The following is a 13,620-nucleotide window of genomic DNA, read 5'->3' on the forward strand; positions in this document are numbered from 1 at the left end:
TTCATGAAGCGGCGCTGCCCTCAAGCCGTGGCGCGGGACGCCACCGGACTGTAGGGCTGGCGCGGCGGCCGCCTCGGGCGTGCGGCGGCGGGGACTCCAGCGGATGATCGGCAAACTGAAGGGCGTGGTCGATTCCTACGGCGAGGACTTCGTAATCCTCGACGTCCACGGCGTCGGCTACCTCGTGCACTGCTCGGCCCGCACCCTTCAGCGTCTGCCCCAGCCGGGCGAGGCGGCGGAACTCGCCATCGAGACGCATGTCCGCGAGGACATGATCCGCCTCTACGGCTTCCGCTCCGATGCGGAGCGGGAGTGGTTCCGCCTGCTCCAGACCGTGCAGGGCGTCGGCACGCGGGTGGCGCTCGGCGTGCTCTCGGTGCTGGAGCCCGGGGCGCTCGCCACCGCCATCGCCACCGGCGACAAGGGCGGCATCGCCCGGGCGCCCGGCGTCGGCCCCCGCCTCGCCGCCCGGCTCGTCGCGGAGCTGAAGGACAAGGCGCCCGCCTTCGCGCCCATCGATCCCGCGCTCATCGCGCTGACCGGGGCCGTGGAGGAACGCACCGCGCCCCAGCCCGTCGCCGACGCGATCTCGGCGCTCGTCAATCTCGGCTATCCCCAGATCCAGGCCTCGGCCGCCATCGCCGCGGCGCTGAGGGAGGCCGGCGAGGGTGCGGAAACGAAGACGCTCATCAAGCTCGGCCTGCGCGAGCTCGCCCGATAGGGCGCGACCGGATCGCGCACGTTGGAATCGCCCCCTTGACCCGGAGCGCGCACGATGTCATCTGCCCTCCGCGCGCTAAGAGCTTGAAAAACCTCTACTTTTCAAGAGTTCTAAACTGGCGCGCACGCCGATGGCAATGGGAATGTTCCGCACGCTCGGTGCGGAAGGCCGGGGACCGGGTCGCGCATGATCGTCTGCTCCTGCAACGTGCTGTCGGACGGCGCGGTTCGCGGCTGCCTCGTCGACGGACCCGGCTGTCCCCGCACCCCCGCGCAGGTCTATGCCTGCCTCGGCTGCAGCCCGAAGTGCGGACGCTGCGCCCGCACCATCCGCTCGATCATGCGCAACGCCCTCGAGGAAGCGGCGGCGACGTCCGCCCATGCGTGCGCGACGGGTTGCCACAGCCCGTGTAGTTTGGTTCAATTCCAAACTACGGCCGAGGAGATGGCAGCCTGAACGCGTGAGTCGCCGCGCTCTCTCCCGGACCGTCACGGACGATCTGAACGGAGAGCATGGGAATGAAGGGCGACACCAAGGTCATCGAGTATCTCAACCGTGGCCTGCGCAGCGAGCTGACCGCCGTCAGCCAGTACTGGCTGCATTTCCGCATGCTCAACGACTGGGGCTACATCGACCTCGCTAAGACCTGGCGCAAGGAGTCGATCGAGGAGATGAACCACGCCGACAAGTTCATCGACCGGATCCTGTTCCTCGAAGGCTTCCCGAACCTCCAGGAGCTCGACCCGCTGCGCATCGGCCAGAACGTGCAGGAGATCATCGAGTCCGACCTCGCCGCCGAGAACGAGGCCCGCGCCCTCTACCTGGAGGCGGCGCAGTACTGCGAGTCGATCAACGACCGCGTCTCGAAGAACCTCTTCGAGCACCTCGCCGAGGACGAGGAGGGCCATATCGACTTCCTCGAGACGCAGCTCGAGCTGATCAGCCAGGTCGGCCTGCAGCTCTACGCCCAGCGCCATATCGGCGGCCTGGAGAAGATCGAGCCCGAGGCCAACTGAGGCCGCGGCGCCGGAGCGAACCCCGCTCCGGCGCGGCAGCGGGATGACCGGGCGCCGTGCCGGCCCGAGGCAGCGCTCACGGCTCCGGCGGCCTCGAACCGCCGCTTAGACATCCCTGCTGGGGCGGGCTAGGAGGGGCGCTCCGCCTCTCGAGCCCGCCGAGCCAGCCCGCCACTTGAGCAAGCCGAAATCCCTTCTCAACCCGGAGAGCCGGCCCGACGACGTCGACCAGTCGATCCGGCCGCTGAACCTGTCCGAGTTCATCGGGCAGAAGGCCGCCCGCGCCAACATGCGCATCTTCATCGAGGCGGCGAAGAAGACCGGCGATGCCCTCGACCACGTGCTGTTCGTCGGCCCCCCCGGCCTCGGCAAGACGACGCTCGCGCAGATCGTCGCCCGGGAGCTCGGCGTGAACTTCCGCTCGACCTCGGGGCCGGTGATCGCCAAGGCGGGCGACCTCGCCGCGCAGCTCACCAACCTCGAAGAGCGCGATGTGCTCTTCATCGACGAGATCCACCGCCTCAACCCGGCGGTGGAGGAGATCCTCTATCCGGCGATGGAGGACTACCAGCTCGACCTCATCATCGGCGAGGGGCCGGCGGCGCGCTCGGTGAAGATCGAGCTGCCGAAGTTCACGCTGGTCGGTGCCACAACCCGGGCGGGGCTTCTCACGACGCCGCTGCGCGACCGCTTCGGCATCCCCATCCGGCTCGAGTTCTACGACGTGGACGAGTTGCGCCTCATCGTCAGCCGAGGGGCGCGCGTCCTCGGCATCGGCATGTCGGAGGAAGGCGCCGACGAGATCGCGCGGCGCGCCCGTGGGACACCCCGCATCGCCGGGCGTCTGCTGCGTCGGGTGCGCGACTTCGCCATCGTCGAGGACGCACCGACCGTGACGCGTGCGGTGGCCGACCGGGCGCTCCAGCTCCTCGACGTCGACCCGGCCGGGCTCGACGTGATGGACCGCAAGTACCTGACGCTGATCGCCGCCTCCTTCGGCGGCGGCCCCGTCGGCATCGAGACCATCGCCGCCGCGCTCTCCGAGCCGCGCGACGCCATCGAAGACATCATCGAGCCCTATCTGATCCAGAAGGGCTTCGTGCAGCGCACCCCCCGTGGGCGCATCCTCACGCCCCATGCCTTCCGCCACATGGGCTTCGCCGAGCCCGCCCGCGATCCGAGCGTGCAGTTCGGGCTGTTCTCAGGCGCCGACGAGCCGGACGCCTGAGCCCGTGGACACCGCCCACACCCTCCCCGTGCGCGTCTACTACGAGGACACCGACTTCTCGGGCTTCGTCTATCATGCGAGCTACCTGCGCTTCATGGAGCGGGGCCGCACGGAGCTGCTGCGGGGGCTCGCCGGCGACCAGTCGGACCTGCACCGGGAGGCGGGCGGGCTCGTCTTCGTGGTGCGGAAGATGACACTCGACTACCTGCGCCCGGCGCGCATGGACGACGAACTGACGGTCCACACCGAGACGCGGGAGCTTCGCGGCGCCTCGATGCACCTCACGCAAAGCGTGCGCCGGGGCGGGGAGGTGCTGGTGAGCGCCGAGGTGGTCGTCGCCTGCATCCGCGACGGGCGGGCGGTGCGCATGCCCGACGCGCTGCGCCGCCGCCTCGAGCCCCCGGCCGCAAAGCGCGCCTGAGCAAGGGATTGTTAACCGTAAGGGGGCCTTAACTCGGTCGCGGAGTTCCGCTCATGCCGCAGTGCAAGCGCGGCCCTTACTTTCGACAGATTCGCCCGCGATAGCCCTGATATCGCTCGCCAATTTCGTCGCGAAAGCGAGGACCCCGCCGCGGCGTCCGCGAGGACCGCGCGAGGATCGCAGCCGAGGGCCGCCCGCCATGAACCCAGCCGACGCCATGCAGGCCGCCCAGCCCGTCGCGGACATGAGCCTGTTCGGCCTGTTCTGGCAGGCCCACCTCGTCGTGAAGATCGTGATGCTGGGGCTGCTCGGCGCCTCGGTCTGGTGCTGGTCGATCATCGTCGACAAGACGCTGCTCTTCCGCCGCACCAAGGAGGAGATGGACGCCTTCGAGGACGCCTTCTGGTCCGGCCGCTCGCTCGAAGAACTCTACCGCTCCTTCAACGACCGCCCCGCCACCGGCCTCGCGGCCCTGTTCGTCGCGGCGATGCGCGAGTGGAAGCGCTCCTTCGAGGGCTCGGGCCGGCAGATCCAGTCCCTCTCCCAGCGCATCGACAAGGTGCTCGACGTGACCATCCAGCGAGAGGTCGAGCGGCTCGATTCGAAGCTGCTGTTCCTCGCCTCGATCGGCTCGGCCGGCCCCTATATCGGCCTGTTCGGCACGGTCTGGGGCATCATGACGGCCTTCACCTCGATCGCCGCCTCCAAGAACACCTCGCTCGCCGTGGTGGCGCCGGGCATCGCCGAGGCGCTGTTCGCCACCGCCATCGGCCTGTTCGCGGCGATTCCCGCGGTGCTCGCCTACAACAAGCTCCAGGCGAGCGTGGCGAAGTCGCAGTCGCGGCTCGAGGGCTTCGCCGACGAGTTCTCCGCCATCCTCTCCCGGCAGATCGACGAGCGCCTCTCGCTCGCCGCCTGAAGCAAGGACACGCGCGACATGGCTATGGCCGGAGCGGCAGCGGGGGGCGGCAAGCGCAGGCGGCGCGGACGCCGCGGCGCCCCCATCAACGAGATCAACATGACGCCGTTCATCGACGTCGTGCTGGTTCTGCTGATCGTGTTCATGGTCGCGGCCCCGATGATGACGGTCGGCGTGCCCCTCGACCTGCCGCAGTCGAAGGCGAGCCCCCTCAACTCCGACACCAAGCCCGTGACCCTCTCGATCCGGCAGACCGGCCAAGTCTTCCTGGAGAACGACGAGCTCACCGACGACACCATCATCCCGAGGCTCACCGAGACCGCGAAGTCCGGCTTCGAGGAGCGAGTGTTCGTGCGCGGCGACAAGCGGGTCGACTACGGGCGCGTAGCCCAGGTGATGGCGATCGTGACCGGCGGCGGCTTCAAGAAGGTCGCCCTCGTCACCGAGCCCGACCAGCGCTGAGCGGGGGAGGCCGGCTGAGGTGAGGCTCTCCTTCGACCGCAGGGAACCGGGCGTCTGGATCTCGGCCGCCGTGCACGCGGGGCTGCTCGGCTTCGCGCTGTTCGCCGTGGTTGCGCAGGCGATGCCGGAGGCCCAGGAGGGCGTGCCGGTCGAGGTGATGACCGAGAACCAGTTCTCGGAGCTGACCAAGGGCGTGCGTGAGGCCGACAAGCCGATGCCGAACGCCACGCCCCGCGCCGACCGCAAGGCCGAGAAGATCGAGGAGCGCGAGCCCGAGAACGCCGCCAAGGATGCGCCGGCCGCACCCACCCGCACCGCGCAGATGAAGCTCGCCTCCGTCGACGAGATGCCGCTCCGTAGCGAGAGCCTGGAGCGCGCCGAGGAGGCGAAAGCCGCCAAGCTCGCCCAGGAGAAGGCGGAAGCGGCGAAGGCGGAGGCTGCCAGGGCCGAAGCGGCGAAAGCCGCGGCCGAGAAGGCTGCCGCGGCCAAGGCGGAAGCGAAGGCCAAGGCGGAGGCTGCGAAAGCGGAAGCCGAGAAGCGCGAGCAGCTCACGAAGCTGATCGAGCGCGAGGAGGCGGAGGCCGCCGCGGAAGCCAAGGCCAAGGCGGATGCGGCCGCCAAGGCGAAAGCGGAGGCCGCCGCAAAGGCCCGGGCGGAGGCCAAGGCGAAAGCGGAGGCCGAAGCCAAGGCCGAGGCGGAGCGCGAGAAGGCGGAAGAGGCCAGGGAGAAGGCCGAGGCCGCCAAGGCTGAAGCCGCCGCCAAGGCGAAAGCGGAGGCCGCCGCGAAAGCCAAGGCGGAGGCGGCCGCCAAGGCCAAGGCCGACGCGGAGGCCAAGGCCCGCAAGCAGGCCGAGCTCGCCGACAAGTTCAACGCCGGCGACATCAAGACCATGCTCGCCTCGAAAGCGCCCTCGCAGTCCACGGGCTCGACCGGCCACGAAGTGCAGAAGATGGCGGCGCTGGGTGCCGCGACGGGCACCTCGCAGCGGCTCTCGCCCTCGATGCGCGACGCCCTCGTCGGCATGCTCCAGCAGCAGATCGAGCGCTGCTACGCGGCGCCGCCGGGCGCGGCGCAGGGCGTAGTGCTGCCGATGCTCGACATCCGCCTGAACCAGAACGGATCGCTCGGGGCCGAGCCCCGGATCATGCGCGGCGGCGCCAGCGCCGTCGACCAGTCCATCGCCCAGGCCGCGCTGCGCGCCGTGCGGCGTTGCGCGCCCTACAAGATCCCGGCCCAGTACGCGCCCTATTACAACGACTGGAAGGCCATCAACGCGGAGTTCGAGTTCTCGGCGACCTGAGAACGCCGGACCCGTCCGCGACCGCCCTCATCGCTCCGCCGGAGCCCGGACAGGACCCATGACGCACAGCCTCTCGAAACGGCGCCCGTCGGCGCCCGTCGCCCTTCTCCTCGCGCTGTTCGCGGCCCTCTTCGTCGGCCTCGCCCCCGCGCCGGCCCGCGCGCAGCTCCAGCTGCGCATCGGCGGCGGCAGCTTCCAGCCGATGCCGATCGCGGTGGCCGAGTTCACCGGCGACCCGAGCCTCGGCGGCCTCGTCGCCAGCGTCGTCACGAACAACCTGCGCCGCTCCGGCTACTTCGCGCCCCTCGACAAGGCGCGCTTCCCCGAGCAGCCGCCCTTCGACGCCGCCCCGAGCTTCGAGAAGTGGCGGGATGCCGGCGTCCAGGGTCTCGTCACGGGCCGGGTCTCGCGGGACGGCGGCGGCCGCCTCAAGGTCGAGTTCCGCCTCTGGGACGTGACCTCGGGCCAGCAGATGACCGGCCAGCAATACGCCACCGACCCGGCCAACGCCCGCCGCACCGGGCACCTGATCTCGGATTCGGTCTACACCAAGATCACCGGGCTGGGTCCCTGGTTCGACAGCCGCATCGCCTTCGTCGACGAGTCCGGCCCCAAGGAGAACCGCCGCAAGCGCCTGATGGTCATGGACCAGGACGGCGCGAACGTGCGGGCGCTGACCTCGGGCGACCTCTCCGTGGTCGCGCCCCGCTACTCGCCGGCCACCCAGGACATCGCCTTCATGGCCCAGGCCACCGGCCACCAACCGCGCGTGCAGGTGATCAACCTCGAGACCGGCTCCCGCCAGAACCTCGGCAACGTCGAATCGATGAGCACCAGCCCCCGCTTCTCGCCGGACGGCCGCCGCCTCGTGATGAGCGTCCAGCAGGGCGGCAACGCCGACATCGTGTCGATGGACCTCGCCTCGAAGGCGCAGACCCCGATCACCAACGGCATGGCCATCGACACCTCGCCGACCTATTCGCCCGACGGCAGCCAGATCGTGTTCGAGTCGGATCGCGGCGGCTCGCAGCAGATCTACGTGATGGGTGCCGACGGCTCGAACCCCCGCCGCATCTCCTTCGGCGAGGGCTCGGCCTCGCAGCCGGCCTGGTCTCCGCGGGGCGACCTCATCGCCTTCACCCGTCAGCGCAAGGGCGGCTTCGCGATTTGCGTGATGAAGTCCGACGGCACCGGCGAGCGCGTGCTCACGGAGGGCTTCCACAACGAGGGCCCGACCTTCGCGCCAAACGGCCAGTACGTGCTGTTCTTCCGCGACCCCGGCGGCCAGGGCGGCGGCAAGCTCTACATGGTCGACGTGACCGGCAAGGTGGAGCAGCCAGTGCCGACGCCGTCCTACGCCTCAGATCCCACTTGGTCCCCCCTGCTGGCCGGTCGGTAAAGGGCCCGAAACGGCCCTTGGACCAAAGTCTTAGGGCCAGGCGGCGCCCTCACGCCGTCGTGAAAGGAAGGCCAGGAACCTTGCAAGGCGGCCCCTGTTAGCGCACCGGCTGCGACCAGCGTGGCCGCGAGGGCGCGGGGGTCGAGATGGGCGAGCTTGGTTCCACGGCGGCGGAGACGACGCGCGCCCCGTCGACGCGGACCCTGCGCGGGCTCGACGCCCTCAACTTCTTCCTGGCCGACGTCCGCGACGGCCTCGGGCCCTATCTCGCCATCTATCTCCTGGCGGTCCGGGGCCCGGATCAGGGCTGGAACGAGGCCACGATCGGCCTCGTGATCACCATCGCGGGTCTCGTCGGTCTGATCGCGCAGACGCCGGCCGGCGCCCTCATCGACCGCACGCGCTCGAAGCGGGCGATCGTCATCGCGGCGGCGGTCGCCGTGACGCTGAGCAGCCTCGCCCTGCCCTTCGTCTCGAACTTCGCCCTCGTCGCCGCGACGCAGTCCATCGCCGCGATCGCTGGCGCCATCTTCCCGCCCGCGCTCGCCGCGATCACGCTGGGCATCGTGGGGCCCAAGGCGTTCTCGAAGCGCATCGGCCGCAACGAGGGCTTCAACCACGCCGGCAACGCCACCTCCGCGGCCATCGCCGGCGGCACCGCCTACCTGTTCGGCCCCATCGTCGTGTTCTGGCTGATGGCGGCGCTGGCGGCCGCCTCGATCGTCGCGATGCTGATGATCCCCGCCGAGGCCATCGACGACGATCTCGCCCGCGGCCTCGACGACGGCGACGCGCAGAGCGCGGACCACGCTCCGTCCGGCTTCGCGGCGCTGCTCTCGAACCGCAACCTGCTGCTCTTCGCGGGCCTCTGCGCCGCCTTCCACCTCGCCAACGCGGCGATGCTGCCCTCGGTCGGCCAGTTCCTGACCAAGGTCGTCGGCAAGGACTACGCGACATCGCTCATCGCGCTCTGCATCGTCGCGGCCCAGTGCGTGATGGTGCCGATCGCCGTCTTCGTCGGCGCCCGCGCCGACGCCATCGGCCGCAAGCCGATCTTCCTGGCCGCCTTCGGCTTCCTGGCCTTGCGCGGCGTGCTCTACACCTTCTCGGACAACCCGTTCTGGCTCGTGACCGTGCAGTGCCTCGACGGCATCGGCGCGGGTATCTACGGCGCGCTCTTCCCGATCGTGGTCGCCGACCTCACCCGCGGCACCGGCCGCTTCAACGTCGCCCAGGGGGCGGTGGCGACCGCCCAGGGGCTCGGCGCCTCCTTCTCCGCGACGCTCGCGGGCCTCGTCATCGTCGGCGCCGGCTTCAGCGCCGCCTTCCTGACGCTGGCCGCGATCGCGGCGGCGGGCTTCGTCGTCTACCTGACCCTGATGCCCGAGACGCGCGACTACGAGCCGCCCGTAGCCTCGACTCCGAGCGGCGGCTCCACGACCGGCGTCGCGCCGGCGATCGCCTGAGCGCGTCCGGGGGGATCGGCGGCCATGGCCAAGGCATCGAAGGGCGGCGCGAAGGCGCCGTTCGTCTTCCTCCACGTCGGCGACCTGCATCTCGTCGCACCGAAGGAGGACGACACGCCCGCGGATGCGCGGGAGAAGCAGCGACTCGAGGCGGACGTGAACGCGATCCTCGCCGAGATCGCGACGCTGCGCGGAGAGGGGTTCGATTTCGTCTACCTGCCGGGCGACATCGCCGACGACGGCGAGGCCGACCAGTACGCGATCCTCGAAGCGGCGCTGAGGGACCATCCGGCCGGGCCGCTCCACCTCATCCCCGGCGATCACGACCGCCAGCACGGCCGCATGGAGGATTTCGAGCGGTTCCGGAACGGAACGGGGCTGCCGAAGCCGTTCGTCCACGAGGTGGACATGGACGGCGATGCCGTCACGCTGCGCCAGTACTACTACGCCGCCACGATCAACGACGTGCGCTGCCTGTTCCTCGACATGGTCAGCGCCGGCCACGGCCGGAAGGGCGTCGGCCTCGATTTCCGGCTCGGCAAGGCGCAGGCGCAGTGGTTCGCGGATCAGGTGCGCGACACGCTCCGGGAGGACGGCACCGCCCGGATTCCCTGTGCCGTCTTCATGCACACCTACCCCGCCGACATTCAGGTCCGCTCCGAGGCGACGGACGTCGCCGGCGCGATCTGGAACGGGCGCGTCCGGCTCGTGGAGATGGGCCACACCCACTACAACGAGATCACGCCCGACGGGCGCACGCACTACGCCGCCGCCCGCTCCGTGGGGCAGAACGAGGACGGCTCGACGGGCTACGCCGTCTGCGCCCTCGACGGCGGGGTCGTCAGCTGGCGCTTCAAGCCCTCCGACCGGGACTGGCCCTTCGTGATGATCACGGCCCCGGCCGACCGCCGCGTCGCGACCGCCGGCCGGGAGGATGCCGACACGATCGCCCTGCGCGCTCGTGCTGAGCGACCGCGCGGACGTGCGCTGCCGCTGCCGCGCCGACGACGGCTTCTGGCAGCCGATGGCGCCCCCCGCCAAGGGCGAGCGCTGCTTCACCGCGAACGTCCCGTGGCCGGAAGGCGCGAAGCGGATCACCGTCGAGGCCTGGCACACCGCAGAGGACGGCGAGACCGTGACCGCCTTCGACCGCGACGCCATCGAGCCGGTCGGCATCGCCTTCGCGACGCTCCCACGCCCGCTGCGGATCGGCACGGACGACCTCCACCTCCCCGCCTGGCCCGACAAGGGCCTGCGCGGCGACCAGCTCGGCCCCAACCGGGCCGGGCGCGACTGGTGAGCGCGCTCGCCTCGCCCCTCTGAACCACCCCCATCACGAAGACGACGGATCATGGGCGCGCTCACGCTGACACCCCATCTCGCGACCTGGATCATCGCCGGCCTCGCTACCTTCGGCGTGATCGTGCGGCCCTTCGCCTGGCCCGAGGCGATCTGGGCCGTGCTCGGCGCCGCCGCGCTCGTCCTCTTCGGCCTCCTGCCGCTCGCGAGCGCCTGGACCGGCATCGCCAAGGGGACGGACGTCTACCTGTTCCTGATCGGCATGATGCTGCTCGCCGAGATCGCCCGGAAGGAGGGGCTGTTCGACTGGCTCGCCGCCCTCGCGGTGCGCTTCGCGAAGGGTTCGGCGACGCGGCTCTTCGCCCTGGTCTACGCGGTCGGGACCGTGGTCACGGTGTTCCTCTCGAACGACGCCTGCGCCGTGGTGCTGACGCCCGCCGTCTACGCCGCGGCCCGCGCCGCCAAGGCCGAGCCGCTGCCCTACCTGTTCATCTGCGCCTTCATCGCCAACGCGGCGAGCTTCGTGCTGCCGATCTCGAACCCGGCCAATCTCGTCGTCTACGCCGCGCACATGCCGCCGCTCGGGGCCTGGCTCGCGCGCTTCGCCCTGCCCTCGCTTCTCTCCATCGCCGTCACCTACGCGGTGCTCCGCCTGACCCAGGCCGGCGCCCTGCGGGAGATGCGGATCGAGAGCACGGTCGAGACGAAGCCGCTCTCGACGACCGGCAAGGTGGCCGCCGCCGGCATCTTCGCCACGGCGCTGGCGCTGATGGCGGCCTCCGCAGCCGATCTCGACCTCGGCTTGCCGACCTTCGTCGCGGGCCTCGCGACGGCGCTCGTGGTGCTCGCCATCCGCCGGGGCGGCCTCGTCGACACGATGCGCGACATCTCCTGGAGCGTGCTGCCCCTCGTCGCCGGCCTGTTCGTGCTAGTCGAGGCGCTCGGCGCCACCGGCGTCCTCGCCCGCCTCGCCGATCTCCTGCGGGCCGCCGCCACCGCCCATCCCGACGCGACCGCCTGGGGGGCGGGCGGCCTCGTGGCCGTGCTCTGCAACCTCGTGAACAACCTGCCCGCCGGCCTCGTCGCGGGCGCCGCCGTCCAGGCCGCCGACGTGCCCGAGCGGGTCGCCGCCGCGATCCTGATCGGCGTCGACCTCGGGCCGAACCTCTCGGTCACGGGCTCGCTCGCCACCATCCTGTGGCTGACGGCCATCCGCCGCGAGGGCGAATCGGTGGGCGCCTGGCGGTTCCTGAAGCTCGGCCTGCTGGTGATGCCGCCGGCCCTAGCGGCGGCGCTCGCCGGCCTCCTGCTCGTGACGCCGTGACCGGCGGAGGCGGCCCCGCGCCCGATCCTTCTCGACGCGCCCATCCTCGGCAGGCTGGCGATGAGCGCCGGCATCGTCCCGTTCGCGGCGTTCCGGCCCCTATCGGCGCAGGAACGGGTAGGTGCCCTCGTAGACGCCGGGCAGGGGCTTCGGTCCGCCTGCCATCCGCTCGGCCGTCCGCAGGAGCATGCGGAACGCGTCGACGGGCCCGATCCGCTCGTCCGTGACGGCCTGGACGAGGTCCCGCAGGCTGCCGACGTCGGGCACCTCGCCGAAGATGAAGCGCGTCATCCGTTCCAGGGCGACCTGGGGGCCGAGCGCCGCCAGCGTCGCCGCGATGGGAAGGTTCTCCGCGTGCCGGACGAGCTCGGCGGTCGTCCAGCGGGGCGGCCCGGCAATCAGCGCCTCGACGGTCAGGGGGCGATCGTCGGACGCATCCGCGGCAGGGAACAGGATCTCCGAAAGGGCGAGCCCGCTCGCCTCGTCCACGAGCCGGAGGCGGCGCCCCGCCCCCAACGGCACCCGCGCCCGAAAACCGTGATGCCCGTGGCCGAGCCCCGCCGCGAACAGGTCGGCGCGATACCGGTCGGCGATGGCCCGGACCGAGATGCCGTCCTCGGCGGCCAGCAGCGCCGTGCGCGGCCTCCCGCCGCCGTCCAGGGCGAGCCAGCCCTCGACGATACCTCCGGCTACGCCGGTGATCGCGCCCCGGACCATGCGCCTCAGCGCTCGCGCAGGCCGTGGCTGACCCGGTCGAAGAGCGGCCCGAGCAGGTAGTCGAGGGGCGTCTGCTCGCCGGTCGTGATGATCACGTCGGCCTGGATGCCGGGCTTGAGGCTGTCGCGGATCTCGTCGGGGATCGTCTCCGGATCGACCGTCACCTCGCCCTGGAAATAGTAGTTGCCCGGGTTCTGAGGGTCGGCCACCCGGTCGTAGGAGACCGAGCGCAGCTTGCCGAACATCCGCGGCACCCGGCGGGAGTGGAAGGTCGGCAACTTGATCTCGGCCTTGAGCCCTTCCATCACCGCGTCGATCTCGCTCGGCGGGATCTGGACGCTGACGCTCAGCTCCTCGCCGGTCGGCGCGATCTCGAGGATGGTGTCGCCCGGCTTCACGACCGCGCCGATGGTGAAGAAGGCCAGCCCCTGCACGATGCCGGCTTTCGGCGCGCGCACCTCGACGCGCGAGAGCACGTCGCGGGCGACGTTCTCCCTCTCGTTGAGGTCCGAGAGGGTCTTGCGGATGTCGATGAGGTCCGAGGCGACCTGCTGCAGGAACTGCTGGCGGATCTGCTCGATCTGGAACTTCGTCTCGCTGATGCCCTGTTCGGCCTTGGCGCCGTCCGAGACGGCCCGGTCCTGAAGGCCCTGGAGGCGGGCGCGCTCGCGCTCCAGCGTGGTCACGCGGGTCACGGCCACGAGCTGCTTGGCGAGAAGCCCCTTCAGGCCCGGCAGCTCCTGGTCGATGGTGGCGATCTGGTCGCGGGCGGCCTGGGCGTCGTTGCGCAGGGCTTTGATTTCCTGCTCCGCCTGGGCGATGCGGGCGTTGAGGGTGTCCACCTGCGAGCGCAGGTAGGTGGCGCGCTCGCGCAGGCTGGCGTTCTGGTCGGCGAGCGCCCGTGAGACCACGGGATCGTTCACCCGCTCCTTGAGCTCGACCGGCAGAATGATGATGCCGGCCCCGTCCCGCTCGGCGACGAGGCGCGCCTCCTGCACCAGGGCGACGGCGCGCTGGTTGCGGAAGGTATCGAGGGTCGCCCGCGGCTGCGTGCTGTCGAGGCGCACGAGAAGCTGTCCCTCGGTCACGGGATCGCCGTTGCGCACCAGGATCTCGCGGACGATGCCGCCCTCGAGATGCTGGACGGTCTTCTTGTTCGACTGCGCCATGATGGTGCCGGGCGCGATCGCGGCGCTGGCAATCTTGGCCACCGACGCCCAGCCGGCCCCGCCGCCGAAGGCGACGAGGATGACGAGATAGGCGATCATCACGGAGTGCCGCCAGTTCTCGGGGATCTCCGGCGCTGCCTCCGTGGGCACGAGGGCCTTGGCGCTCATGCGGCGTCTCC

General features: G+C 70.8%; 14 protein-coding genes. 12 read left to right on the forward strand and 2 right to left on the reverse strand.

What is annotated here, in order from left to right; translation table 11 throughout:
• Positions 1 to 103 precede the first annotated feature (103 nt).
• From ruvA to MFF04_RS06685, 12 genes are all read left to right on the forward strand, one after another.
• Positions 104 to 721 (forward strand): Holliday junction branch migration protein RuvA, encoded by a 618-nt coding sequence (gene ruvA / locus MFF04_RS06630; RefSeq protein WP_238274663.1) that lies wholly within the window; start codon positions 104 to 106, stop codon positions 719 to 721.
• Positions 722 to 907: 186 nt separating this feature from the next.
• A complete protein-coding gene (locus MFF04_RS06635) occupies positions 908 to 1,177 on the forward strand; it encodes a (2Fe-2S)-binding protein (protein WP_238274664.1) in 270 nt (89 codons plus the stop codon).
• Between the two features lie 62 nt (positions 1,178 to 1,239).
• Positions 1,240 to 1,737, forward strand: coding sequence for a bacterioferritin (gene bfr, locus MFF04_RS06640; protein ID WP_238274665.1), 498 nt, complete (start codon positions 1,240 to 1,242; stop codon positions 1,735 to 1,737).
• Between the two features lie 175 nt (positions 1,738 to 1,912).
• Positions 1,913 to 2,965, forward strand: a complete 1,053-nt coding sequence (ruvB, locus tag MFF04_RS06645) for a Holliday junction branch migration DNA helicase RuvB (RefSeq protein ID WP_238274666.1) — start codon at positions 1,913 to 1,915, stop codon at positions 2,963 to 2,965.
• A gap of 4 nt (positions 2,966 to 2,969) precedes the next feature.
• Positions 2,970 to 3,386, forward strand: a complete 417-nt coding sequence (ybgC, locus tag MFF04_RS06650) for a tol-pal system-associated acyl-CoA thioesterase (RefSeq protein WP_238274667.1) — start codon at positions 2,970 to 2,972, stop codon at positions 3,384 to 3,386.
• Between the two features lie 199 nt (positions 3,387 to 3,585).
• Positions 3,586 to 4,305, forward strand: a complete 720-nt coding sequence (gene tolQ / locus MFF04_RS06655; protein ID WP_238274668.1) for a protein TolQ — start codon at positions 3,586 to 3,588, stop codon at positions 4,303 to 4,305.
• Between the two features lie 24 nt (positions 4,306 to 4,329).
• Positions 4,330 to 4,767, forward strand: coding sequence for an ExbD/TolR family protein (locus tag MFF04_RS06660; RefSeq protein ID WP_373319975.1), 438 nt, complete (start codon positions 4,330 to 4,332; stop codon positions 4,765 to 4,767).
• Between the two features lie 19 nt (positions 4,768 to 4,786).
• Positions 4,787 to 6,067, forward strand: coding sequence for a cell envelope integrity protein TolA (tolA, locus tag MFF04_RS06665; protein WP_238274670.1), 1,281 nt, complete (start codon positions 4,787 to 4,789; stop codon positions 6,065 to 6,067).
• Between the two features lie 58 nt (positions 6,068 to 6,125).
• On the forward strand, positions 6,126 to 7,466 hold the full coding sequence (tolB, locus tag MFF04_RS06670; protein WP_238274671.1) for a Tol-Pal system beta propeller repeat protein TolB: 1,341 nt from the start codon (positions 6,126 to 6,128) through the stop codon (positions 7,464 to 7,466).
• Positions 7,467 to 7,612: 146 nt separating this feature from the next.
• Positions 7,613 to 8,932, forward strand: coding sequence for an MFS transporter (locus MFF04_RS06675; protein WP_238274672.1), 1,320 nt, complete (start codon positions 7,613 to 7,615; stop codon positions 8,930 to 8,932).
• 24 nt (positions 8,933 to 8,956) lie between these two features.
• Positions 8,957 to 10,255, forward strand: a complete 1,299-nt coding sequence (locus tag MFF04_RS06680) for a metallophosphoesterase family protein (RefSeq protein ID WP_238274673.1) — start codon at positions 8,957 to 8,959, stop codon at positions 10,253 to 10,255.
• A gap of 28 nt (positions 10,256 to 10,283) precedes the next feature.
• A complete protein-coding gene (locus tag MFF04_RS06685; protein WP_238274674.1) occupies positions 10,284 to 11,555 on the forward strand; it encodes an arsenic transporter in 1,272 nt (423 codons plus the stop codon).
• A 99-nt stretch (positions 11,556 to 11,654) separates the two neighbouring features.
• On the opposite strand, the gene MFF04_RS06690 is transcribed toward MFF04_RS06685, so the two are convergent.
• The gene (locus MFF04_RS06690) at positions 11,655 to 12,272 is read right to left on the reverse strand and encodes a hypothetical protein (RefSeq protein WP_238274675.1); all 618 of its coding nucleotides are present in this window, start codon (positions 12,270 to 12,272) and stop codon (positions 11,655 to 11,657) included.
• A gap of 5 nt (positions 12,273 to 12,277) precedes the next feature.
• The coding region (locus MFF04_RS06695) for an HlyD family type I secretion periplasmic adaptor subunit (RefSeq protein WP_238274676.1) at positions 12,278 to 13,620 on the reverse strand (1,343 nt) is incomplete at its 5' end.

The sequence above is a fragment of the Methylobacterium jeotgali genome, from assembly GCF_022179345.1.
Classification (GTDB): domain Bacteria; phylum Pseudomonadota; class Alphaproteobacteria; order Rhizobiales; family Beijerinckiaceae; genus Methylobacterium; species Methylobacterium jeotgali.